General features: G+C 52.7%; 20 protein-coding genes and 2 tRNA genes. 14 read left to right on the forward strand and 8 right to left on the reverse strand.

Translation table 11 applies throughout. The features are described 5' to 3' along the window. Positions 1 to 211: 211 nt before the first annotated feature. Entirely contained in the window at positions 212 to 1,189 is a 978-nt protein-coding gene (gene epmA / locus WCT94_RS12710) for an elongation factor P--(R)-beta-lysine ligase (protein WP_336869839.1), read from the forward strand. A 50-nt stretch (positions 1,190 to 1,239) separates the two neighbouring features. Here the strand turns inward: epmA and mscM are convergent, their stop codons facing one another. The 3 genes from mscM to rsgA all read right to left on the reverse strand — a co-directional run bounded on the left by mscM (position 1,240) and on the right by rsgA (position 6,823). Continuing rightward, positions 1,240 to 4,563, reverse strand: a complete 3,324-nt coding sequence (gene mscM / locus WCT94_RS12715) for a miniconductance mechanosensitive channel MscM (RefSeq protein ID WP_336869840.1) — start codon at positions 4,561 to 4,563, stop codon at positions 1,240 to 1,242. A gap of 55 nt (positions 4,564 to 4,618) precedes the next feature. Continuing rightward, positions 4,619 to 5,629 carry an archaetidylserine decarboxylase gene (gene asd, locus WCT94_RS12720; RefSeq protein ID WP_336869841.1) on the reverse strand — a complete coding sequence of 337 codons (1,011 nt, stop codon included), beginning with the start codon at positions 5,627 to 5,629 and terminating at the stop codon, positions 4,619 to 4,621. A gap of 144 nt (positions 5,630 to 5,773) precedes the next feature. Next, on the reverse strand, positions 5,774 to 6,823 hold the full coding sequence (gene rsgA, locus WCT94_RS12725) for a small ribosomal subunit biogenesis GTPase RsgA (protein ID WP_336869842.1): 1,050 nt from the start codon (positions 6,821 to 6,823) through the stop codon (positions 5,774 to 5,776). 183 nt (positions 6,824 to 7,006) lie between these two features. On the opposite strand from rsgA, the gene orn reads away from it, so the two are divergent. From orn to WCT94_RS12745, 4 genes are all read left to right on the forward strand, one after another. Next, entirely contained in the window at positions 7,007 to 7,549 is a 543-nt protein-coding gene (gene orn, locus WCT94_RS12730; protein WP_336869843.1) for an oligoribonuclease, read from the forward strand. Positions 7,550 to 7,780: 231 nt separating this feature from the next. Continuing rightward, positions 7,781 to 7,856: transfer RNA gene (locus WCT94_RS12735), tRNA-Gly, on the forward strand. A 76-nt stretch (positions 7,857 to 7,932) separates the two neighbouring features. Further along, a tRNA-Gly gene (locus tag WCT94_RS12740) sits at positions 7,933 to 8,008 on the forward strand. 500 nt (positions 8,009 to 8,508) lie between these two features. Beyond that, entirely contained in the window at positions 8,509 to 9,054 is a 546-nt protein-coding gene (locus tag WCT94_RS12745; protein ID WP_336869844.1) for a hypothetical protein, read from the forward strand. 72 nt (positions 9,055 to 9,126) lie between these two features. Here the strand turns inward: WCT94_RS12745 and WCT94_RS12750 are convergent, their stop codons facing one another. After that, positions 9,127 to 9,741, reverse strand: coding sequence for a dimethylsulfonioproprionate lyase family protein (locus tag WCT94_RS12750; RefSeq protein ID WP_336869845.1), 615 nt, complete (start codon positions 9,739 to 9,741; stop codon positions 9,127 to 9,129). A gap of 10 nt (positions 9,742 to 9,751) precedes the next feature. Then, positions 9,752 to 10,591, reverse strand: coding sequence for an alpha/beta fold hydrolase (locus WCT94_RS12755; protein WP_336869846.1), 840 nt, complete (start codon positions 10,589 to 10,591; stop codon positions 9,752 to 9,754). A gap of 53 nt (positions 10,592 to 10,644) precedes the next feature. Between WCT94_RS12755 and WCT94_RS12760 the strand changes: the two genes are divergently transcribed. Beyond that, positions 10,645 to 10,962 (forward strand): ArsR/SmtB family transcription factor, encoded by a 318-nt coding sequence (locus WCT94_RS12760; RefSeq protein ID WP_336869847.1) that lies wholly within the window; start codon positions 10,645 to 10,647, stop codon positions 10,960 to 10,962. A 44-nt stretch (positions 10,963 to 11,006) separates the two neighbouring features. On the opposite strand, the gene WCT94_RS12765 is transcribed toward WCT94_RS12760, so the two are convergent. Continuing rightward, positions 11,007 to 11,612: a hypothetical protein gene (locus WCT94_RS12765; protein WP_336869848.1), complete on the reverse strand. Its 606-nt coding sequence runs from the start codon at positions 11,610 to 11,612 to the stop codon at positions 11,007 to 11,009. A 163-nt stretch (positions 11,613 to 11,775) separates the two neighbouring features. On the opposite strand from WCT94_RS12765, the gene WCT94_RS12770 reads away from it, so the two are divergent. The 5 genes from WCT94_RS12770 to WCT94_RS12790 all read left to right on the forward strand — a co-directional run bounded on the left by WCT94_RS12770 (position 11,776) and on the right by WCT94_RS12790 (position 16,677). Then, the gene (locus tag WCT94_RS12770; protein ID WP_336869849.1) at positions 11,776 to 13,008 is read left to right on the forward strand and encodes an MFS transporter; all 1,233 of its coding nucleotides are present in this window, start codon (positions 11,776 to 11,778) and stop codon (positions 13,006 to 13,008) included. Further along, the gene (locus WCT94_RS12775; RefSeq protein WP_336869850.1) at positions 13,005 to 13,700 is read left to right on the forward strand and encodes a YjjG family noncanonical pyrimidine nucleotidase; all 696 of its coding nucleotides are present in this window, start codon (positions 13,005 to 13,007) and stop codon (positions 13,698 to 13,700) included. The genes WCT94_RS12770 and WCT94_RS12775 overlap by 4 nt, the downstream gene beginning before the upstream one ends. 362 nt (positions 13,701 to 14,062) lie before the next feature. Further along, positions 14,063 to 15,082, forward strand: coding sequence for an ABC transporter substrate-binding protein (locus tag WCT94_RS12780; protein WP_336869851.1), 1,020 nt, complete (start codon positions 14,063 to 14,065; stop codon positions 15,080 to 15,082). Positions 15,083 to 15,097: 15 nt separating this feature from the next. Next, entirely contained in the window at positions 15,098 to 15,862 is a 765-nt protein-coding gene (locus WCT94_RS12785) for an ABC transporter permease (RefSeq protein WP_336869852.1), read from the forward strand. After that, positions 15,859 to 16,677, forward strand: a complete 819-nt coding sequence (locus WCT94_RS12790) for an ABC transporter ATP-binding protein (protein ID WP_015841872.1) — start codon at positions 15,859 to 15,861, stop codon at positions 16,675 to 16,677. The genes WCT94_RS12785 and WCT94_RS12790 overlap by 4 nt, the downstream gene beginning before the upstream one ends. Before the next feature lie 70 nt (positions 16,678 to 16,747). Here the strand turns inward: WCT94_RS12790 and WCT94_RS12795 are convergent, their stop codons facing one another. After that, positions 16,748 to 17,920, reverse strand: a complete 1,173-nt coding sequence (locus WCT94_RS12795) for an MFS transporter (protein WP_336869853.1) — start codon at positions 17,918 to 17,920, stop codon at positions 16,748 to 16,750. A 19-nt stretch (positions 17,921 to 17,939) separates the two neighbouring features. Next, complete coding sequence (locus WCT94_RS12800) at positions 17,940 to 18,824, reverse strand: LysR substrate-binding domain-containing protein (RefSeq protein ID WP_336869854.1); 885 nt, start codon at positions 18,822 to 18,824, stop codon at positions 17,940 to 17,942. A 252-nt stretch (positions 18,825 to 19,076) separates the two neighbouring features. Here WCT94_RS12800 and WCT94_RS12805 point away from each other — a divergent pair, with 252 nt between their 5' ends. The 3 genes from WCT94_RS12805 (at position 19,077) to WCT94_RS12815 (ending at position 23,034) form a co-directional block, all read left to right on the forward strand. Continuing rightward, positions 19,077 to 19,694: a LysE family translocator gene (locus tag WCT94_RS12805; protein ID WP_336869855.1), complete on the forward strand. Its 618-nt coding sequence runs from the start codon at positions 19,077 to 19,079 to the stop codon at positions 19,692 to 19,694. A 199-nt stretch (positions 19,695 to 19,893) separates the two neighbouring features. Continuing rightward, on the forward strand, positions 19,894 to 20,943 hold the full coding sequence (locus WCT94_RS12810; protein ID WP_336869856.1) for an NAD(P)-dependent alcohol dehydrogenase: 1,050 nt from the start codon (positions 19,894 to 19,896) through the stop codon (positions 20,941 to 20,943). 378 nt (positions 20,944 to 21,321) lie between these two features. Then, complete coding sequence (locus WCT94_RS12815) at positions 21,322 to 23,034, forward strand: DUF6138 family protein (RefSeq protein ID WP_336869857.1); 1,713 nt, start codon at positions 21,322 to 21,324, stop codon at positions 23,032 to 23,034. Positions 23,035 to 23,091: the final 57 nt, after the last annotated feature.

Below are 23,091 nucleotides of genomic sequence, written 5' to 3' on the forward strand. Positions count from 1 at the left end.
GGGGAAATGATGCTTTTATTTCTTTAATAACCCTTTTGCGGGGGATATAAGAAAATGATCCACTGGATATAATTTACGGCTGCTATCCTGACTGCTCCCTTCTAAAGGGTAGAACATACCTTGCTGAAAAGCGCGTCTTGCCTTTTTTCCGCTGGAAATTTGGGCTGATGCGGGTAGACTGCACCCCCTGTTTGACTTTGGAGTAAGAACCATGAGCGAGACGACAAGTTGGCAACCTAGTGCTTCTGTCGCTAATTTGTTGAAACGAGCGTCGATCATTGCTGCTGTCCGACGTTTCTTCACCGATCGTGGTGTACTGGAGGTCGAAACGCCTGCCATGAGCCAGGCTACGGTAACGGATATTTTCTTATACCCGTTCCAGACCCGCTTCGTTGGTCCCGGTGCTGCGGATGGCATGACGCTGTATTTGATGACTAGCCCGGAATACCACATGAAGCGTCTGCTGGCTGCCGGTAGCGGACCGATCTTTCAGCTGGGCCGCAGTTTCCGCAATGAAGAATCAGGCCGACACCACAACCCAGAATTCACTATGCTGGAATGGTATCGCCCTCACTATGATATGTACCGCCTGATGAATGAGGTCGATGACCTGTTGCAGCAGGTACTGGATTGTGAAAGCGCGGAAATGCTCTCCTATCAGCAGGCGTTTTTACGCCATCTGGAGATCGACCCTCTGTCTGTTGATAAAGCGCAGCTGCGCGAAGCAGCAGAAAAACTCGGGCTGGGCGATATCGCCTACCGTGAAGACGATCGCGATTCGCTGGTGCAGATGCTGTTCACCTTTGGCGTTGAGCCGCATATCGGGCGCGACAAACCGGCGTTTGTCTATCATTTCCCCGCCACGCAGGCTTCACTGGCCGAGATCAGTTCGGAAGACCATCGTGTCGCCGAGCGCTTTGAAGTCTATTTTAAGGGGATCGAACTGGCGAACGGTTTCCGCGAACTGACCGATGCCGATGAGCAACGTCAGCGTTTCGAGCAGGATAACCGTAAGCGTGCCGCGCGTGATTTGCCACAGCAGCCGATTGATGAAAATCTGCTGGCGGCGTTGAAACACGGTCTGCCGGAGTGTGCTGGTGTAGCGTTAGGCGTGGATCGTTTGATCATGCTGGCGCTGAACGCCGAAAAGCTGAGTGACGTGATTGCGTTCTCGGTAGAGCGCGCGTAACAAGCCTCATGAAGGGCGGTGCCATCTCTGGCCGCCGCCCGTTTCCCCTCTTATAAACTGCCCGGCGTCCGCTGCCGCGGCGTCAGCGTTCTTCCACTGCGCGATAGATTGTCCATTCTTACCTGGAACGGTGGGAAAGGAAGATCCAGATTGTGCTTGCGGTAGTTTTCCAGAATTAACTGGTGCAGTTCATGGCGCAGCGGCATACGGTGCCCCATTTCGGCGGCGAACACGCGCAGCTCGAAAATCTGAATCCCCTGTTGCAGGTCAACCAGAAAGGCTTCGGGCTCTGGCGTATCCAGAATCAGCGAACAGCGCTTCACCGCATCCATCAGCAGTTCAGTGACTTCCTGACTGTTCGCGTCCGCCGGAGCAGGCACCGTCAGCACAACACGCGTGACGGAATCCGACAGCGACCAGTTGATAAACTGCTCGGTGATAAATGCCTTGTTTGGCACGATGATCTCTTTGCGGTCCCAGTCGGAAATGGTGGTAGCACGGGTATTAATGCGCATGACGCTACCTGTGAGATCGCGGATCGTAACGGTATCGCCGATACGGATCGGTTTCTCAAACAGGATGATCAGGCCAGAGATAAAGTTGGCGAAGATCTCCTGCAAGCCGAACCCGAGTCCCACACCCAGTGCGGCTACCAGCCATTGCAACTTCGACCATTCGATCCCGATCAGCGAGAACCCCATCAGACAGCCGATCAGCATCAGAATATATTTGCTGATGGTGGTAATGGCATAGCCGCTGCCCGGTGACAGATCGAGATGCTGGAGGATCGCCAGCTCAAGCAGGGCGGGCAGGTTACGCACCAGCTGTGCGGTAATAACAAAGATCAGAATGGCGATCAGCACCGAGCCTAGCGTAATCGACTGTACGCTCTCCACGCCTTTGACCGTGCTGGAAACATCCCACAGGCTGATATTTTCCAGGAATGCGAAGGCGGAGTGAATTTCTGACCACAGCGCGATAACGGAAACCAGCGCGATCAGCGTCAGAATAGATCGCACCAGCTGCAGGGATTTGGCGCTGATGGCGTCCAGATCGACGACGGGCTCTTCCACCGCTTCCGAACTGCTTTCATGGGATGACGCAGACGGCGCGTCTTCTTCACCTTTGGCACGCTGCGCCAGAATTTCTGAACGCCGCTGTTTGGCGCGGTCGAAGGCGATGCGGCGTCGCTGAATCAGCATCCAACGGCGAATGATGTGGTAGACCACCAGCAGGAAGAACCAGATAGAGACGGAGGTTTCCAGACGCGCCAGCAGCGCCTGTGCGGTCGCCAGATAGCCGATGCAGGAGGCCAGCGCGGCAATAAGCGGCATGGCAATCAGGATATTCCACATCGCACGGTTAACGGAGTTTTCCCCAGAGCCTTCTTTATCCAGATACAGGGGGATGCCGGCGCGTTTTAACCCGGTTGTGACCAGACTCAGCGCCATACAGAGCAGGATGAAACAGAGCCGCCCCAGCGTGCTGGAAAACTCGCGATCGTTGAGCTTATCGAACGTAATCAGCGCCATAATCAGCGGCACGATAAAGGCGATGGAAAGGCGATAGTAGCGCATTGCTCTGGCGACGCGCTCCGGCGACCAGCGGAAGTGGACGATGAACAGCCCCTGCGGATGCGCGAATGAGGCGCTAATCATCACCAGCCACATCAACGGCACGGTGGCGGTCACGCTGTCGCCGATGGCGACAGCAATCGGATAAGGCCAGGCGTTTTGCAGCCCGTAGCCCAGCGCTGCCCAGAGTACCGGCAGTGGCAGAGCGGTAAGGATGGACCAGAATACGGTACGCAGCGTCAGCATAAAGTGATCGAGCGTGACCTTGCCGACGCGACTGCTGGCGCGCTCCATAAACGCATGATAGTGACGACGGGAGCTGATGCTGAATCCCACCAGCAGCAGTGCGCCCAGTAGCGGCAGCACGGTTTCCTGACTGGTGACCATCATCACCAGCGCGCTACCCAGCTGCGTCAGCGTATCCAGTGACAGCAGGCGCGTCAGATCCTGCACCAGTTTGAGTGGATAGGCGAACGTTACGGGATCGACATCCGCAACCCAGAACAGATCGCGATGGGCCGCTTCCCGTGTTTCGGTCAACGCATCCGCCAGTTGGTTATTGGCGACTTTGAGTTTGGTCAGTTCCAATATCTGTGAGTCACAGCCGGAGATCAGTGAAGTCAGCAGGTCGCGCTGGGTACGCATCTGGTCGGTCAGAATACGCTGCTGTGTGCTGGTTAGCGGATCGCCGTTGTCCTGTTTGGCTTTATCAAGATCCTGGGGTTTGTTGATCAGGTCTTCAAAGTGCAGCCGCTGTACGCGGAGCTGCGCCATGTCGCTATCCAGCAACTGAGGCTTGGGCATTTCCGGCAGACGCGCTATCTGCGCCCGTAGCGTTTCTCCCAATATCGGTGAGACGCCGAGCCACTGTGCCTGTTCGCGGATCGTGCTTAGCGCCTGACGAACCTGAATGGTGTGCGTGGCAGCCTGACGCTGTTGAGAAGCGATAAGGTCCATCCGCTGTGCCTGTTGGTTCAGCGCGACGGAGAGCTCACGGTTAACCTGTAGCTGTTTGCTGATGACGCTGGGTAAATCGCCGCTTTGTTCCGCAAGAAGCTCTGTGCGCTCTAATGCCTGCTCGGCTTCGCGCTGGCGTAGGTTATTGAGCCGGCTGCGTAAATCCTGTTGCAGCAGATCCAGCCTGTCGTGGCGCTTTTTATACAGCTCGACGCGTAGCCGGGACAGCTCCTGACGATTGCTGGCTGACAGTTGCGCCAGCTCCAGTTCGTCCACCCGACTTTTACGCAGCGCGGATTCGGCCTGAAGCGCGACGAGCTGCGCTTGCCCCAGCGGCGTGGCAGGCGTACCGAGAGACTGAATACGGCGTTCCGCATCGCTTTGCATGCGGCTGGCTTCCGTTTGCTGCTGCGGAAGCTGGCTCAGTGAATCACTGATTTCACGCAGCCGATCCTGCTCCTGTTGGAGCTGGCGGGCCTGTTCCAGCAGTTGGCTGCTCGTTTGTAACAGCTGCTGTTCAAGATCGTTGCTGGAGAGTCCCTCTGGAATCGACGAGGGTTTGCCGTCTTCGGCATTAAGCTGGCGACGCAGTTCCTGAACCAGCTTGGGGAAATCATCAATAACGCGCTGATATTGTGTGGCGCGTTCCTGCGCCTCTTTGCGATCCTGTAGGGTGTTCAGTGCAGCCTGATATTCTTCAACGACTTTTGCCTGATCGGCTGCACCTTTGTTGGCTTCAGCCTGCTGTAGCTGCTGGCGTAGCTGCGCCTCATTGGGCGCTGTGGCAGCCAACGTGGCAGTTGATAATAAACATCCCAGAAGAAAAGTCAGAATCAGACGCACGTTAGCTACCTTATTACAAACAACACTTTTACAAGCGACTAAAGTTGGACGCTATTTATGGTGCGTCGGGTTTGTGACCTGCCTGGCCGGATGCGTCAGCCGCAGTATTTTGTCCTTCAGCCTGAACCGGTTCAGACGGTGTGGCGTCGTTGGCTGCCAGCTCGGTTCCTTCCGGGAAGACGACAGGCGTTGAATCGTCCTGACGGACTTCGGCAAACGGTTCACCCATACGCGTTACGCTCATGTTATTCAGGTGGGCGGCAAACTGGAGATTATTGCCTGCGGCAAACAGGTTAATCACGGTTGAGCCCAGCTTGAAGCGGCCCATTTCCTCGCCTTTCGTCAGCACGACGGCACCTTCTTCACCTGCTTGCGGATAAGTCCAGCGCTTGATAATGCCTTCACGCGGTGGTGTCACCACGCCTGACCACACGGTTTCGATGCTGCCGACAATGGTCGCACCGACCAGAATTTGTGCCAATGGGCCGAATTCCGTATCAAACAGGCAAATGACGCGTTCGTTACGCGCAAACAGATTCGGCACGTTATCGGCCGTCAGCAGATTGACGGAGAACAGGTCGCCCGGCACGTAAATCATCTCGCGCAGTACGCCGTCGCACGGCATGTGGAGGCGGTGATAATCACGCGGTGAAAGATAAATGGTGGCAAACAGACCGTCGCGGAACAGATCGGCCATCATGTAGTTGCCAGCCAGCAGCGCTTCCAGCGAGTAGTCGTGCTGCTTCGCCTGAATCAGCTTGCCGTCGGTAATGGGGCCAAACTGCGACAGCACGCCGTCAGCAGGTTGCACCAGACGGTGCGCATGAGGATCGACAGGCCGAACGCCTGGGCGCAGAGGGCGAACGAAAAATTCGTTAAACGTGCGATAGGATGCGGTATCCGGCTGCTGCGCTTCCTGCATGTTGACGTTGTATTGGCGGACAAACAGATCGATCACCAACTTGGTGAGTTTTCCCGCACGCTTATTTGCTCCCCACCCCGCTAAGCGGGTCAGCCAGATCTTGGGAAGCCAATACTGTAATTTGATTTTGATATTATCCAGCACTGTGAGCCTCTTGGATTAATAGTGCGCCATAAAACAAACAGTCTGGGAAACACGCCTGACGTTGCCAGCGGTAGCCCAGAAAGAGAGTCAGCGGATTCGTTAACTCTCAAAGGGGGCGCATTGTAACGATGGTCATGATAAATGTCAGTTATCTGTATCTGAAAAGCCTTTACGCGTTTTTACTTGCGCCATGCTTTCCAGAATCCGGTGATAGTTATCATAGCGCTCTACGGCAATCTCTCCGCGCTCCAGTGCGGCGTTAATCGCACAGCCCGGATCGTTTTCATGTTTACAGTCGCGGAACTTACACGAACCGATGTATTTGCGAAGCTCGATGAAACCACGCGTAACTTGTTCGGGTTCCAGATGCCACAGACCAAATTCGCGCACGCCCGGTGAGTCGATGACGTCGCCGCCGTGCGGGAAGTGGTAAAGTCGGGAAGCGGTAGTCGTGTGCTGTCCCAATCCTGAGGTATCGGAAACCTCATTCACCAGAATCTGTTCTTCACCCAGTGCGAGCAGCGCGTTAAGCAGGCTGGATTTCCCCACGCCTGACTGCCCGGCGAAAATACTGATACGGTCAGTGAGCGCCTGCTCCAGTTCAGGGATACCCTGTTGAGTATGGCTGGACACCATCAGCACGCGATAGTTGAGTGCGCGGTAGATATCCATCAATTTATCCACAAACTGGCGGGATTCGTCATCCAGCAGATCAATCTTGTTCAGTACGATCAGCGGTTCGATCTCCAGCGTTTCGCAAGCAACCAGATAGCGATCGATAATGTTCAGCGACAGTTCAGGCAAGATCGCAGAGACGATCACGATCTGATCGATATTGGCGGCGATCGGTTTAATGCCATCGTAATAGTCAGGGCGTGTCAGGACGGAATGACGGGGGTGAACGGCTTCCACGATCCCGCTGATGCCAGCGAGTGATTCATGGCCGGGCCGCCAGACGACGCGGTCGCCGGTAACCAGCGATGAAATGGTCCGACGAATGTTGCAGCGGTGCACCACACCATCGGCGGCTTCCACATCGGCGTGCATACCGAATCGGCTGATGATAATGCCTTCCTGCGCATCGCCCAGCTGGCTATCTTCCCATTCGACTTTGCTTTCCGTTTTTTTCAGGCGACGCTGGTGGTTTGCGCTAACCCGACGCTGCTGACCTTTCGACAGTTTCTTTTTGCTCACTAAGCCTCACTTAAGACGATTCATCGTTCGCGGCAGTGCGTTATCGCCCGTCGCGTTTCAACCGACTATAATACACCCTATTTGATTTTAATTAACTGATACCACCTTGTCGGTATCTGCGCTGGGACTGATACTGCTATCCTTGTATCGATGACAGGGCACAATGCAACAGGAACACCCACGATGGTAGATGAAAATAATCTGATCTGGATCGATCTCGAAATGACCGGCCTGAACCCGGATCGCGATCGTATTATTGAGATCGCAACGCTGGTGACGGATGCTAATCTGAACGTGTTGGCCGAAGGGCCGGTACTGGCGGTGCATCAGTCGGATAGCCAACTGGCGCTGATGGATGACTGGAATGTGCGTACACACGGCGCTAGCGGCCTGACGGATCGCGTCAAAGCCAGCACCACGGACGAACGTGCTGCCGAGCTGGAAACGCTGGCGTTTCTACAAAAATGGGTGCCGGCGGGTAAATCGCCGATCTGTGGCAATAGCATTGGGCAGGATCGCCGCTTCCTGTTCCGCTATATGCCGGAGCTGGAAGCCTACTTCCACTACCGCTATCTGGATGTCAGTACGCTCAAAGAGCTGGCGCGACGCTGGAAGCCGGAAATCCTGACGGGCTTTAAGAAACAGGGCACGCATCAGGCGATGGACGACATTCGCGAATCATTGGCGGAGCTGTCCTATTACCGTGAGAATTTTCTGCGGCTGTAGATGAAGCAAGACGGGGAGGCGTGATGTGCAGCGAACCTCTGCTATTTACGCCACAACATCTGTTTTGTCGGTGTATGTCTACTTTATCAACATATTGTTTTTTTTATCAGCAGTCAGACGATTTTTCATTTTTTGGGGCTTGCGGTTAAACGGATTTCTCGTATAATGCGCACCCCATACCGATGAAGAATTTCAATTAAAGAACTTCAACATCGTGTGAAGATTTCCCGGGCGGGAATAGCTCAGTTGGTAGAGCACGACCTTGCCAAGGTCGGGGTCGCGAGTTCGAGTCTCGTTTCCCGCTCCAAGTTTTATCACTGTTTGTCACCATACAATCAGTGTGCAGTAATCAGACGTAACGCCTGTTAATGTCTGTCCGATATGCGGGAATAGCTCAGTTGGTAGAGCACGACCTTGCCAAGGTCGGGGTCGCGAGTTCGAGTCTCGTTTCCCGCTCCAATCTTTTTATCTCTCTTTTTGCTTCTATCATCACTTTCCTTGTTGTAACTAGAATCTGTTCACTCTTTTCCGTTGTGCAACGATACCGTTGGTACGCTGAGTCGTTTCCTTATCTGGCAATACACTGTTGTTCTACTCGATGAACACCGTTAGCTGTGCATTCGAGCCGTGCCTTTACCGTTGATATTGTAGATAAATCATTTTATGAATTACTTAGCTTGATTATATTTGTTCTGATTCCTTTTTCTATTTTATTCTCTGTGTCGATTGGGTTTTGACGTAATATCAAAATTTGACTATGTTTATAACCAGAATGCATTTATAAAAATTACACCATCTAAAATGATTAGTGCTGTTATTTTTTTAGTGATTTTTCTATTCAACTCTATCTGGGAAATATCATTTAAATTCCATGAGGTGTTCCGGTTTTTTATTTAATAAATAACGGATTGCTATCATGGTTCATATGGTTATCCCTACAGATAAAAGAGGATGGAAAAATGAAAGCAATGAATAGCACTATTTTACATGTTGTAGCAACGGCGGCTTTAGTGATGAGCGGGTTTGCTCAGGCTGCTGACACGGCAAAAGCGCATACCGGAAAAGATCAAGTTGAATTAAAACATATTCACGCTGTCCTGCAAAATGGGACGCCTAGCCCGCAGCACGATGCGATGTGTGAGAAAAAGCTGAATATGCCTGAATCCAAATACGTCGGCATGAAAGTGACAACAGAATATAACATCGATACCCAGTCGATGATGATGTCGGCAAAATCCATGTTCCCTTCGCCACACAGTACACAACCCATGGAATTAACGGCCGATTTATCCCCTCTCGGTTTAGCTGATAGCTACTCATTTGGTGCATTTAAACCTAGTTCCTTACCCAATTCTTATATTATTTTCTCTGTTGATAAAAAAATGAAAAACCCGGTGAGCACTTTTATGGTTATTAATGAAAGTGAAACGTATAACTGTGTTATTAGCAGTTCAACGCACGGGTTAAGCAAAGAGGCAATGAAAAGCCTTGAAATGAAGAAATAATAACGCTTTCTTTCCTACCGTAAATTGCAGGTAATCACCTGCAATTTACGGCTATTCACACGCCCCGCACGGCTATTCAGAGGGCGAACGGATATCACCGTGCCATATATATAAAGCAAGCACGGGGTCTTCTTGCGCCCGAGTCGCATGTGTAACACCGCTACGGTGAAAAATTAATTCACCAGGTTGACGTGGAAAATAGCCCTCATTCCCCATCGACCACAAACCCGTACCAGCCAGAGGAAGGTAAATCTCCGCCGCGGGGTGATAATGCGCTGGATAATGTGTTTTTGGCGCAATGAGCGTCAGACCTATCGCTAAATGGGATGATATCCAGCGATCTTCAGGCCCGACAAATTGCGTAAAGGCAATTTTTTCGTCCAGATACGGAAAGTCAGGATGCGGAGAATAATCAAAATTCCAGCTTAATGCGGGGGCTAATAACCTGATCATCGAGCATATTTCTTTGTCTCCCGATACTTCCCCGATTTTCAATGCTTGTTCAAGATAATCCACCGCAGGTAGATGTGCAGCGGGACTCGACCGCGCGTTTTTTATTGGCAGGGAAGGCCAACTATTGATGATGGGGAGGAGATCGCCACGTAAATGTTGCTCTATGGGGAGAGAGACCAACCGTTTATGGATCGTGAAGAGTAGACGCTCGAGAATATGGTTACTGCTGCTCATGATTGCCGCCTTATCGTGAGGATTGTCTTTCCACCCGCTGTAACAGCAAGGAATACATGGATTGAACGATGACTTCGGGAGAGTCTTCCTGAACAAGGTGACCTGCGTTTTTGACGATCTGTAAGGGTATACCGCCGAGCCGATGAGCCAGACGTTGACCGACATCGAGCGGTATCCACTCATCCTGTTCGCCCCACAACATATTCACCGGACAATCAAGCCCGGTGAGCAAAGGCTCAATGTCGTCGGTATAGCATTGGTCCATCTGGGCTATTTGCCGATAGAAAGCGGCTTGCCCGACTTCTCCTTGCCACGGTGACATGTAAATGTTCAGCGCTTCTTCCGATAACGGCTGGTAAGCTGCCCCCTGCAAATATGCCTTGAGTAACGCATCATGAACGTATTCCGGCAAGCCAGTGAAGGCGTCCTGATGTTTTCTGACATGGGTGACAAAGGGCGAACCCCATGGGGAAAGGGCAACGGCGTCAAACAACGTCAGCGAGGCATAACGGAGGTTGTGTAGGAAATAGCCACGTAGCGCCGTTGCGCCGCCGAAATCATGGCAAAGTATATCGGGCCGCGTAAGTTGCCACGCTTTCAGAAGTGCGGCCAGTAACCGATCCTGCACGCCGAGCGACACCTGCTGTCCGGCAGATTTATGTGATTGGCCGTAGCCCACCATATCGTAGTAATAAACGGTCCACTGGGAAGCGAGTAGAGGAGCGATGCGCCGCCATACCTGAGAGGAAAAAGGCGTACCGTGAATCAGCACCAGCGCGGGGCCTTGCCCCATGCATCCCCAGGCGACAGGCTGACCTTCGAAAAGAAAATTATGTTTTAGCTCAAGCATGTTATCATCATATTTAAAATTAGCTATATGACTATATAATACGAAAGATGAAGATGAGATCAACCCAGATTAAGGCATTAGCCAGTGAGCCGCGATTGGAAATCCTCCGTCTGCTTAAGCATCCACAACAGCATTTCAGTGGGCAGACGTCAGCCGATCCACAGGAATTTGGTGTGTGTATTACGCTGATCGCTGATGCATTGCATATCGCCCAGCCGACCGCCAGTCGGCATGTCGATCTATTGCGGCAGGCAGGCTTCATTACGATAAAACGTTACCAGAAATGGACGTATTGCCGGAGAAATGAGGCGGCGTTGGTGGATTACATTCAATGGCTGTCTGAAGAACTGTGTGGGAAAACCGAGAGCTAAAGAAAAACATTCTGCTTCTGACAGCCTGCAATAATAAAAAACATTCAAATTGACAGAAATTTAGCAAGCTGGCGAAACGCACTAGATTTTTTCCTGAGCTTTGATGTTGAAAGCGGTAATTTATCGTCATAGACGTGCATGGTTTTTTTAACCGCATTGGTTGAGGTCATCTGAAACTGACCTGATTCACTAAAATCGCTCTCAATAGTGACAATCGAATATTGTCCTTTTGCACTCCATTGATTAAAGCGAATGACGACGGAGTCACCGACTATAATGGCCCCGTCTTTCTTATCCTCTGAAAAATAAAAATCAAAGACAGGTTCAGTAATCCCATCGGCTAAACAAACGGCCTTATAGCATTTCAAAAGAGAAATAAGGTTCGCTCCCCGTCCTATGGAGAAGCCGCTTCCGGCATTTTCATCGAGATAAAAATAGCGTTTAAAAACAATATTCAGATTTTTATTGTGATAACCAACAACATAGTCCTTCTCATAAAAATGAAAGTCGGTCGGATCGCCGACTAACTCGTATCCTTGAGAAGCCAGCGCTATCGGTGAAAAATCCGTAAGCCCAAAAACGTCTGGATGCTGAACGGTCGATGCTTTTAGATACCTGATAAAGAGAGTAAAGAAAGAGATTTTCAACATTGTTTACCCACCGCGTTGTGCCTCTGAATGCGTATCAGCAGTATGATAGCTGTCAAGAATCATCATGTTACCTGTTTGTATACGGATGTAGTGATATCATCTCTGTTCAGGTGGCAAAATTCAGCGTGCCACGACAGGCCAGCGTTACAGGTAAATAATCATTTTGAGTGCAAATCGAATCCAAACCCCGTCTCTCCCCGTGTTAAAGCTCCTCGCGCTTGCGACAGCGGCGTTTCTGACCTTACTCACTGAGATCATGCCGGCAGGGCTTCTCAGTGCGATTGCAGCGGGTCTTGATGTCTCGGAAAGTCTGGCTGGCCAGTTCATCACCGCGTTTGCTCTGGGGGCGCTGTTATCTGCGATTCCCGCGACGGCGCTGACGCGCGGCATGCGGCGTAAACCTCTGCTGCTCATCGCGATTAGCGGGTTTGCCGTCGTGAATGCGGTGACCGCCTTTTCCGACAACTATATTTTATCGCTGTCCGCCCGCTTTGTTGCTGGCCTGTTCGGTGGCGTGGTCTGGTCGATGCTGGCCGGGTACGCCTCGCGTATGGTTCCACGGTGGTTACTCGGGCGCGCTATTGCCATTGTCGGTGCGGGTTCTACGGTCGCGCTGGTGCTTGGTGTACCGATTGGCGGCCTTCTCGGATCTGTCATTGGCTGGCAGGGCGCATTTGGACTCGTGTCGGCCATCGCGGTGCTCCTTGTTGTCTGGATTGCGCTTTTTGCTCCCGATTTCCCGGGTGAATCGGCGGATAAGCGGTTATCGCTGCCCCAGGTTGCCACCAAGCGCGGCGTCGGGGCGACGCTGGCGCTGATCCTCACCTACATCGTCACGCACAACATTCTGTATATTTATATCGAACCTTTCCTCGCGGCTTCCGCCGTGGGGGATTGGCTCAACGGTGTGCTGTTCATTTTCGGGGCGGGGGCGGTGTTTGGCCTTGTGCTATCAGGCATTATCGTTGATGGCAACCTCAAGCGTCTCGGCCCTGCCGAAGTGCTCTTATTCGCCGCTGCGACGCTCCTTTTGGGCCTTTGGTCCGATGTACAGCTCATTCTGGTGCTGGCCGTCTTTATGTGGGGGATCTCGTTCGGGGGATTCTCCGTCGTCACGCAAACGGCAATGACTCACCTTTCCTCTGATGCCGTGGACGTCGCACAGTCGATGTCTACCACATCGTGGAACACGGCCGTGGCAACGGGGGGCGTCATCGGAGGATTGCTCCTCAGCAGCGCAGGGGCGAGCGCATTTCCGTGGGTGATGATTGGACTATTGACGCTCTCCTTCCTTGTTGTGATTCTAGGTGTTAACCGCGCGCTGACGGCTGTGAAGCCGGCGCAGTCCGTCTCCACCAAAAGTGATTCCTTGATTTCGAGTAACCAACATTTATGAAATACCGCCATTTCCTGTTTGACCTTGACGACACGCTGTTGGACTTCAAAGCCTCTGAGCGTCTTTCGTTCGCGCGTACGCTGACCAATCTTGGCGTCGATATTGAAAATACGAGCCTGTTTGCCGACTATCAGCGCGAGAATTCCCAGCTATGGAGCGAGTTTGAGAAAGGGGAAATCACCAAAGATCGACTGAAAGTAGAACGATTTCGGCGCACTTTTTCCCTTCATGGCATCGATATCGATCCCCACAAAGCGAGCAACCTCTATCTGGAGTGCCTGCCTGAAACCGTGGTGCTGGTAGATGGCGCGGTTCAGATCTGTGAAGCGCTTGCCGAGATCGGTGAAGTTGGCATTATTACCAATGGCATTGAGTATGTGCAGGCGCAGCGAGTGGCAAACTCGGGTCTGGCGGATTGGCTCTCGTTTGTCGCCACCTCTGAGGCTTGCGGCTTCGCCAAGCCGGATGCGCGCTTCTTCGAGTTCTCCGCCCGCAAATTCAGCGCATTCAAAAAAGCCGAGGCGATCATCGTGGGCGATAGGCTTGATGCCGATATTCTTGGGGCAAACCTCTACGGCATCGACAGTTGCTGGTTCAATGCAGGCGGGGCCGCCAATGATTCGGACATCGCGCCAACCTACGAGGCCGCAACGCTTCAGGATGTATTCATACAGCTCAGTGCGAAGTCTTAAGCCAATATAAAACTGCGCCGACGACAATCACCATCATTAACTCATGATGGGTTGTCGTTGCTCTCCTCCACAAATTCAGTTCGCTGATCAACTGCGCCTCGCTTCTCTCTGAACGGCTACTGCCATCCTCTGCATCACTCGTAAGGCATTTTTGTAACGTTTTGCTTTTTTTTGGTGCGCTAACGCCACGGGAACAGCGTATTTGCTGGGTTTTGTGGTGCTGATAAACATGGCACGGCCTGTGCTTAGTCTTATATACCGTCTTGTGTACAAGATGGCGCGACTCAGGCAATCGACCTGATCGGTTTTTTCAGGCTGATGGTTATCAGCTGTTGTTAGCTCACCATTGAAGGGGGAACACAATGAAAAATAACAATGACAAGATCGATCGTAAACGCAGGCAGTTAATGAAGTGGTCAGCGGTTAGCGCAGGCGCGCTGACGCTAAGCAGCCTGCTGCCGGGCATGGCTTTTGCTGCCGAAAGTGAAGAAATCCGCATCGGCTACTGGCCGATTGTGGGCGGTTTGCCTTTATACGTGGGCGTTGAACGGGGCTTTTTCAAAGAGGCAGGGTTGAATGTGCGAGCGGTGAAATTCGCCAGCCCGCAACAGATTGTCGAGGGGATGATTACAGGACGTATACACGGGTGTGCCAACGGTACGGCCACCGGCGCGTTGGGATTAGGCGAGATTACCTCGCCCGGTTTGTTCAAGATCATTTGCTCGAACCCGTCAAATCATCAGATGGTATTGGATGAATTTCTGGTGCCGTTGAACAGCGATGTAAAAAGTATCGCGGAGCTGAAGGGCAAACGTATCGCCTGTGGGCCGGGTATTCAGAATGTGGTGATGACCAAAATCATTCTGGAGAAAAACGGCTTTACGGCGGATGAACTGCGCGTGACTGAGTTGCCCGTTGGGCAGCATGCCGCGGCGCTGGCTGCGGGTCAGATTGACGGTGTTTATACGCTGGAACCCACGGGAACGGTGGGTCGACTGAAAGGGCTGTCACGTACACTGGAGACGGGCGTGATCTCACGCTATGTGCTCGGTAACCCTGATGCGCCGTGGTTTGGCGGTGCGGCGGCATTAAATAGCGGTTTCATCGACAGCCGTGCGGCGGATGCAAAACGCTTCACGCAGGCCTATACCAAATCAGTGCAGTTTATTCAGCAGAACCCAGAAGCGGCGCGCGAGCACATTACCGGGTACACCAGTATCGAGGCCGAGCTGAGTAAAGAGGTGCCGTTGCCGGGGTTTGTCATGTACGACGAGCTAAAAGGCGACAATCTGGCGTGGTTCCAGAAGTTTTATGATGTGTTCACCGAAAGAAAAATCTTCCGGCAGCCGGTAGATGTCAGCAGCCTGATTTATCAGCCTTAAGGGAGATGCTCGATTATGCGCCAGCACTGGACGTCTAAATTATTACCCGCCGTCGGCCCGATTCTGCTGTTTCTCTTTTGGCAGTTGGCGGTCAGCGCGAAATGGCTGAACCCCATTTTATTACCGTCGCCGGTCGACACGTTGAGCTATATGTTCCAGTCCTTCGCGGATGCCAGCATGCGTACGGATATCGGTGCGACGCTGTACCGTACGCTCGCCGCATTTGGTTTTGCCGCACTGATTGGCGTGCCGCTCGGCGTTATTCTGGGCAGCAATGAAAAGATCTACCGCAGTCTGGAGTTTCTGATCGACTTCTTCCGCTCTACGCCGTCGTCAGCGCTGATCCCGCTATTTTTGCTGATTTTCGGCATAACCGACGCGAATAAAATTGCTATTTCGGCCTTTGCGGCCGTGCTGGTGATTCTGTTCAACAGCGCCTATGGCGTGATGAATGCCAAGAAAACCCGTCTGATGGCGGCACAGGTCATGGGGATCTCCCGCTGGCATATTTTTAAAGACATCATGCTGCTGGAAAGTCTGGCGCAAACTTTTGTCGGCCTGCGTACCGGTGTGTCGATGGCGTTGGTGATTGTGATTGTCGCGGAGATGTTCATTGGCTCGGAAACCGGGCTGGGTCACCGCATCATCGATGCACAGCAGGTGTTCAACATTCGGGATATGTACGCCTCTATCCTGATTACGGGCGCACTGGGATATCTGCTTAACGTGCTGTTTTTAGTCGCAGAAAAACGAATTGTTCACTGGAGTGGCAAAGCATGATGACACCTCATAACGCGCAGGTGGAAAAACCGGATACCGCGCTGCCGCCTTATCCCGCACCGAATACCCACGTCACTATTCGTGGCTTGAACAAATCGTTTGCAGGCCAGCCGCTCTATACCGATCTGAATCTGGATTTGCCGCGCGGTAAGATCGTGTCGATTTTCGGGCCGAACGGCTGTGGTAAATCGACGCTGATGAACATGATTGCCGGGCTGATTCCCGTCGATAGCGGCGATATCCTGTTTGATGGTAAAACGCTGGCGGAAACCAGAATTGGCTATGTGTTCCAAAACTATCGTGATGCGCTTTTTCCCTGGATGAGCGCCTGGAAGAATATTGCCTATCCGCTGGTGCGTAGCGGCATGCGGCAGCAAGACGTTCAGGCGCGGATGGACGAACTGATCGCGATGTTTGATATTCGTTTCGATCTTCAGCGTTATCCGTATGAACTTTCAGGCGGACAGCAGCAGACCGTGTGCATCATGCGGGCGCTGGCGACGGGGCCGGAGGTCATGTTTCTCGATGAGCCGTTCTCTGCGCTGGATTTTGAAATGACGCTGTTCATCCGCGACAAGCTGCAAGAGGTTCAACTGGCGACTGGCGTGACGATGGTCATCGTGTCACACGATTTGGAGGATGCGGTGTTTCTGGCAGATGAAATCCTGCTGCTGACGCGTCGACCCACAACGGTGTCGGAGATTGTTCCGTTTGATTTAGCACGTCCACGCGGGGCGGAGGCGATGAGCGATCCTGAGTTCATTCGCGTCAAGGCGCACACGCTGGAGGTGTTCAAACGCGAAATGGCCGCATAAGCGCCCCTTCTGTCGTATCTCTTTCAGTCTCACCAGGCTGTAGCTGGCTTGGTGAGACGGATGCCTACGTTTACTCTTCCCCCAGCGAACGCGATACGCGTGCTTTTCTTAATACGCCCTGTATGCCGACAAACAGCACGCCAGTTAGCAGCAAGGTGGCAATCAGACCGTCGTAGCCGTAAAACGTGATGGCTGCGCCGGAGAACAGCGGCCCGCTGATACTGCCCGCAGACCACACCAGCCCCAGAAGGGAATTCATCACAATCAGTCGCTGACCAGCAAACCGTTGCCCCGCCCGGACCAGAGACAGCGTGTAAAGCCCGCCTGCGGCGGCGCCCAGTACGATACAGACGGGCACCAGAAGTGTAGGGGAGGAGAATGAGAATGAGAAGGTGATCAAGACCAGCATCACACAGAAAAGGACACCGCAGCCGATGTGGGTTCTGATGATGCCGCATTTGTCTGCCAGCCAGCCAATCGGCGTCTGAAAGACGGCGTCGCCCAGAAAGATGAGCGTAACCAATAAGATCGCGGATTTTTCGTCTAAGCCTTGCTCCATGCCGTAAAGCGGAAAGAGCGAAAGGATGCTGGCATCGAAGAAGGAGAAGCAGAGCACGCCAGAGGCGATGGCCGGGAGAAAAGGGATCAAATCCCGATAAGATGCTGAGGACGATTCCTCTGCCTGAACCATCGTGGCACAGTTCCTCAGCATGAACGCACACGCGGCGGATAGAGCGCAAATCAGCCATAGCGCATAGGTTTGCAGCGACTCGCCAGCGGCAATGAGCAGCGGCCCGATCAGCTGACACCCTGTGAAAACGGCAGCATACAGCCCCGTCAGCGTCGCTTTGTGTTTGTCTGAAGCCCGACTGGTGACCCAGGTTTCTCCCAGTACCACCAAAACCCCCGAAGCGAGCCCGGTAAACAGACGGGGGAAAATGAGCGAAACAGGGTGTAACAGCAGGAATGAAGCAACAGTGGATGCCGCCAGAATAATCAAGCTGCCGGAGAGCAGATAGCTGGCGTGCAGATGGCGACTGAGCCACGGGGTAACGAATGAAGAGAGCATCATCCCGGCTGCCGGAAGGGCCGCCAGAACGCCGAGTGTTGTCGTGCTGTGCCCGTGCTCGGCCAGCTTCAGGCTGATCAGCGGCAGGGTGTACCCTGTCACCAGCCCCACAAGCGAGGCGGCGATAATCATATTCAGTGTCGTGAAATTGGTTTCACGGGAATGTGCTGTCATTGTCTTTCCAGTTGCGGGTTTAACAAGCGTCCTCAACCCCGGAAAGGCAGGTGGACACTTCCTGCATTAGCCAGGTATGAAATCGTATGTACTTCTCATTTTGTTCAAGAGGGATGGGCGACAGCAGATAATAAGCTGAACCATCTTGCGCAAATCCGTAAGGGGCATGCAGTTGTCCGTTCGCAATCTCGTCCTGCACCATCAGGAAAGACGCCATTGCCATGCCCAACCCCGAGACCGCCGCCTGAATACAGAGATAGAAGTGCTCGTAGTCCGCTCTGACGCTGCCTTTGATGGACACGTGCGTCTGCCGTTGCCAGGTTGCCCACGCTTTCGGCCGTGTTCCGGTATAGAGCAAACGCATCCCTTCCAGACTGTTTTTACGCTCGGCTTTGTCACGGCTTACCGGCCCCATCCATTCGTCGCACACCTTTACGCCATGCGTTTGCGGATCCCAGTGAAAATCGTCACGCCGCAGTGCAAGGTCAACGCCGCTGCGCACAAAATCAATCGGCCCGCCTGCCGCTACCAGATGGAGTTTGATATCGGGATTTGCCTGATTAAACGCTGGTAGCCGTGGAATCAGCCATTTCATGGCAATCGTGGGCTCGCATGACAGCGTCAGCACGTCATCCTGCGCACCTTGCTGTAGCCGATAGACCGCCCCTTCGAGCTGTTCGAAAACGGACTGTGTGACCGTATGCAAAGAACGGCCCGCTGCGTTTAAAAAGATCGCGCGGTTACGTCGTTCAAACAGTTCAACCCCCAGCGCCTCTTCCAGCAATCTGATCTGCCTGCTAACGGCGCCATGCGTGACATGCAGGGACTCGGCGGCTTTAACAAAGCTACCGGTTTGTGCGGCCGCTTCAAAGAAGCGAAAAGAGGCTAACGAGGGAAGTTTCATATACACGATGAAATTTGACAGATTTACACCAAGATAAATCGCTTTTTTGCCACATGCAAACGCTGAATAATCACACCGTCCTCAAACGATAAGAGAGGTAATGGTTTAAATAATGAGGAATTATCGTGAGGTTGGCATCGTTGATGGCCGTATTTCGTCGGTCACCTTTGCATTCCTCTTTTAGCTCGCCTGTCACCTATCTGTGCAAAATCATCGTGAAAAAAGATGGCTTGCCGAACAAGGAAAACGTTAATGAATGAGTTAATTGCCGTCGCGACGATCACTATTTTGGCGGTGATCAGTCCGGGGCCTGATTTTGCCATGGTGACCCGCAATAGCTACGCCTTTGGCTCGCGCACCGGATTACTCAGCGCGTTTGGCATTGCCTGCGGCGTCCAGATCCATGTGATGTATACCGTTTTTGGCATCGCGGTATTCATTGTCAGCTCCCCGATGATCTTTATGATGATGAAGATTCTGGGGGCGTCATATCTGATTTATCTGGGGTATAAGTCGTTAACCAATACGGCAAAAATAACATTAGAAGAGGCATCCGGTCATGCGCCGTCAGCGCTTGCCGCGTTTCGCATGGGCTTTCTCACCAATGCGCTTAACCCAAAAACCATGCTGTTTGTCGTCGCCACCTATACTCAGGTTGTGCAGCCTGGTAGCCCAGTAAGCCATAACGTTGGCTACGGGTTATTCATGTCAGTGGCGCACTGGGTCTGGTTCAGCATGGTTGCGCTGTTTTTTGCCGCTCCTGCTATGCGTCGTCGGCTGCTCGACAGGCAACATCTGGTCGACAAAGGTATCGGCGTTGCCCTGATTGCGTTAGGCGCTTCGCTGGCGTTGACCAAAATGACCCTCTGATGAATGACGGTGGTGAATAACGTCGTCTGTAATACGTCATGCGAACATAAAAATGCAGAATTAGGCAAGAAAACAAGCGGAATGCTATACCTGTTTGCTGGGGGAATTGAGGAAAATAGCGTGTTTTTCCACATAGTCGGTTTCTTTACACGATAAGTTTCTCAACATAATTGGTTTCTCAACAGAAAAGGAAATAGCCATGCTTGTTCATGCGTATGGGGCCCATGCGGGCGATAAACCTCTCGAACCGTTGCAGATCGTCCGCCGTGCGCCGGGAGCTCACGATGTCCAGATTGAGATTGCGTACTGTGGCATCTGCCACTCGGATCTGCATCAGGTGCGTGCTGAATGGGCGGGCACACAGTTTCCCTGTGTGCCTGGCCATGAAATCGTCGGGCGGGTATCGGCGGTAGGGGCCCATGTCTCCGCCTTTAAGGCGGGCGATCTGGTGGGTATCGGCTGCATCGTGGACAGCTGTCGACACTGTGAAGAGTGTGATGATGGCTTAGAAAACTACTGTGATGGCATGGTCGGCACCTATAACGGCCCGACGGCGGATGAGCCCGGCTGGACGCTCGGCGGTTACTCTCAGCAGATCGTCGTGCATGAACGTTATGTGCTGCGCGTCCGTCACTCTGAGGCGGAGCTGGCTGCTGTTGCGCCTCTGCTATGCGCGGGGATTACGACTTATTCGCCGCTGAGACACTGGAATGCCGGGCCGGGTAAGAAGGTCGGCGTCGTAGGTATCGGTGGGCTTGGCCACATGGGGATCAAACTGGCGCATGCCATGGGGGCCTATGTTGTGGCGTTCACCACGTCTGAATCCAAACGTGAAGATGCTAAGGCGCTGGGCGCTAATGAGGTCGTGGTGTCTCGTCACGCGGAAGAGATGGCAGTGCACGCGGGCAGCTTCGATTTAATCCTGAATACCGTTGCCGCGCCGCACGATCTGGATGCGTTTCTGGTGCTGCTGAAGCGCGATGGCGCGCTCACGCTGGTCGGTGCGCCGGCATCGCCGCATCCTTCTCCTAACGTGTTCAACCTGATCATGAAACGCCGTACGGTGGCAGGATCGATGATTGGCGGCATTCCTGAGACGCAGGAGATGCTGGATTTCTGTGCCGAGCACGGGATTGTGTCCGATATCGAGCTTATCCGCGCCGACGAAATCAATGAGGCCTACGAGCGGATGCTCAAAGGCGATGTGAAATACCGCTTCGTCATTGATAACGCCACGCTGAACGCTTAATTGGCCTGGGTCCCACAGCACGGACTTCCTCCCGACGCTGTGGGACTATCATCAAGCATCAAGTGATTTATCACGCCTTCTCGACATCATGAGAAAAATCAAGCCGTCGTAATTTCCTGTCACCAAAGAGGCATGGATGCGGTACTATTCGTCGACACTCCTCATTGTTACACCAACGCGTTGATTTTCCTTCTCTATCACAGCGAAAAGACAGTTTAAAATGGAAATTTATCTTGGTTTAGCTCTCCTGCAATGTTCGCTACCTCTTACTGCTACAGAATAACGAGCAAGGCATATCTTTTGGGCGGTTGGTAGACACCATTAATACTGTTCTTTGGGGCAACGTTTCATCTGCGATAAGTAAGGATAAAGAGAAAAATGACGGACAGGCATTCAAACGAAACCGAGGCATTACCACAACACGACCTGCCGATGCGGGATGAATCGCTTACGGCAATCAACAAATGGTTTGATACGCAGGAGCAAAGGGCCGGGCTCGATGAGATTATATCGCGAACAACATTGCAGGCTGGCATCCATGACGATCTGATACTGGATTATGCTCCTGGGCGTACGTCGATATCCTCTGAAGCGAAGCCGGATGCCGATGGGCTGTCGCCCGGCAGTCGCAAAGGGGCGCTGAGCGTCGCGCAAATACAGGAGGAGGTGGTTCCGGTGCTGGCGCAGGCTATCGCGCAGCGTGTTGAGAAATTGGCCGATACGGCGCTGATTGACTACCGGTTTTGTTTTCGGGCTGTATTTCCGGCAACGGAAGGTCGCTTGCTGATTACGCTGTTTACATTCACCAATGAGGTGAAAAAACAGCGGCTACTTAACGCGATTCACGACTATATCGATCGCTATCTTACCCACGGCACCGCGCCAACAAAGAAGTTACAAACTTTCTTTCTGGTTCGTCACCTGTTCGATGCGCATCTCTTTCCTGCGATGGATATCGACAACGTCATCACTCTGCTTGAGCTGATTCAGCAGCGAAACGCAGGAAGTGCGGAATTGCCTGAGCACCGACGCACCATTACCCGTGAGTTAAAGGCGTGGGTGGATCAGCACTTTTTGTTGCGCTATTGCGACGTGTCCAAACCCGAGTATTTTTTTGAACCAGATAAGTATACCCTCAAGCCCGGTATCGCACTGGAGTTACAGGGTTCACAAGCGCTTCATCCCGTTGAATTAGTGCTCTATGCGGCCGTTATGATTCTGCGCTATGAACCTTCTTATAGTAAGTCCCAGGCTCTGGAATATCTGGATATCGCGAAGCAGTTGGGTTATCCGCGCGCGGTAAGCATGATGGAAGAGGGAAGCGGTACGTTTGAGCACGCGCTGATTAACCTGAAGAATGAAGAAGTCGAATGCGTGGCGAATGACGTATTTGCGACCATCACCGTTCGTATTCGCAAGGAAAGCGCTGAAGCGTATGAACAGGCGCTACGCTTCATTACGCGCTTACTGACGCTCGGCTTCCCAAAGAGCTACAAGATCGTCCTGAAATCGTCTGTGCGACAGTACCTTCCCATCAAGGGGCTGGCAAAATCGGATACGCATCGTTTTTTTGCTAACGCGTTGCAGTATGCCTCGAACTATCCGCTTCTTGAGGATTATGCTCGTGCAGCGATTGAGCAATTTGAATGGTACGCCGATTCGGAAGGTGAGAAGTGCATCATGCCGGGAAGCTATGCGGTATTTGGGCTGGGTCTGACCGATGCGGGGTATTTCCCGCTCGTAAAAGCGTATATGGAAAGCGTGGATGATGAGCATCAATCGGTACAGGATGCTTTCATTCGGGTGTTTTTCGATAAGCATAGCGTGACGTCGCAGAACGTGGCGGCGCTGGTTGCCTGTCTGAGCCATGCGACAGAAAGCCTAAAGTTGAATATGTTGCCTGCGTTAGAGAGTGACGCGCTGTTCGAAAAACTGGTCGAAGAAGTGCGGATGCGGGAACCCGCCGTGATAGAACATATCTTGTATCTCATCTGGGGCAATACCAAGAAACTCGCCGCACTGGTGAAAAAATCGGAAGCGAAGCGCGGCGCGCTGTTGACGTCACTCATTCAAGCTTCGGCCGAATCGTAAATGTAATAACGACAATCATCGGGGTGAAGCCGTAGGTGCTTCATCCCGTTAAGGAAC

Origin of the sequence: Pectobacterium sp. 1950-15 (assembly GCF_037136835.1) — a bacterium.
Lineage (GTDB): Bacteria > Pseudomonadota > Gammaproteobacteria > Enterobacterales > Enterobacteriaceae > Pectobacterium.

Excerpts from the sequence above, each read along its gene's own strand:
- WCT94_RS12810 (WP_336869856.1), top strand. The coding sequence starts at position 19,894 with ATGCTTGTTCATGCGTATGGGGCCCATGCGGGCGATAAACCTCTCGAA.
- WCT94_RS12805 (WP_336869855.1), top strand. The coding sequence starts at position 19,077 with ATGAATGAGTTAATTGCCGTCGCGACGATCACTATTTTGGCGGTGATC.
- epmA (WP_336869839.1), top strand. The coding sequence starts at position 212 with ATGAGCGAGACGACAAGTTGGCAACCTAGTGCTTCTGTCGCTAATTTG.
- orn (WP_336869843.1), top strand. The coding sequence starts at position 7,007 with ATGGTAGATGAAAATAATCTGATCTGGATCGATCTCGAAATGACCGGC.
- WCT94_RS12795 (WP_336869853.1), bottom strand. The coding sequence starts at position 17,920 with ATGACAGCACATTCCCGTGAAACCAATTTCACGACACTGAATATGATT.
- WCT94_RS12780 (WP_336869851.1), top strand. The coding sequence starts at position 14,063 with ATGAAAAATAACAATGACAAGATCGATCGTAAACGCAGGCAGTTAATG.
- WCT94_RS12755 (WP_336869846.1), bottom strand. The coding sequence starts at position 10,591 with ATGCTTGAGCTAAAACATAATTTTCTTTTCGAAGGTCAGCCTGTCGCC.
- WCT94_RS12800 (WP_336869854.1), bottom strand. The coding sequence starts at position 18,824 with ATGAAACTTCCCTCGTTAGCCTCTTTTCGCTTCTTTGAAGCGGCCGCA.
- WCT94_RS12745 (WP_336869844.1), top strand. The coding sequence starts at position 8,509 with ATGAAAGCAATGAATAGCACTATTTTACATGTTGTAGCAACGGCGGCT.
- WCT94_RS12815 (WP_336869857.1), top strand. The coding sequence starts at position 21,322 with ATGACGGACAGGCATTCAAACGAAACCGAGGCATTACCACAACACGAC.
- WCT94_RS12785 (WP_336869852.1), top strand. The coding sequence starts at position 15,098 with ATGCGCCAGCACTGGACGTCTAAATTATTACCCGCCGTCGGCCCGATT.
- WCT94_RS12790 (WP_015841872.1), top strand. The coding sequence starts at position 15,859 with ATGATGACACCTCATAACGCGCAGGTGGAAAAACCGGATACCGCGCTG.
- WCT94_RS12775 (WP_336869850.1), top strand. The coding sequence starts at position 13,005 with ATGAAATACCGCCATTTCCTGTTTGACCTTGACGACACGCTGTTGGAC.
- WCT94_RS12750 (WP_336869845.1), bottom strand. The coding sequence starts at position 9,741 with ATGAGCAGCAGTAACCATATTCTCGAGCGTCTACTCTTCACGATCCAT.
- WCT94_RS12760 (WP_336869847.1), top strand. The coding sequence starts at position 10,645 with ATGAGATCAACCCAGATTAAGGCATTAGCCAGTGAGCCGCGATTGGAA.
- WCT94_RS12765 (WP_336869848.1), bottom strand. The coding sequence starts at position 11,612 with ATGTTGAAAATCTCTTTCTTTACTCTCTTTATCAGGTATCTAAAAGCA.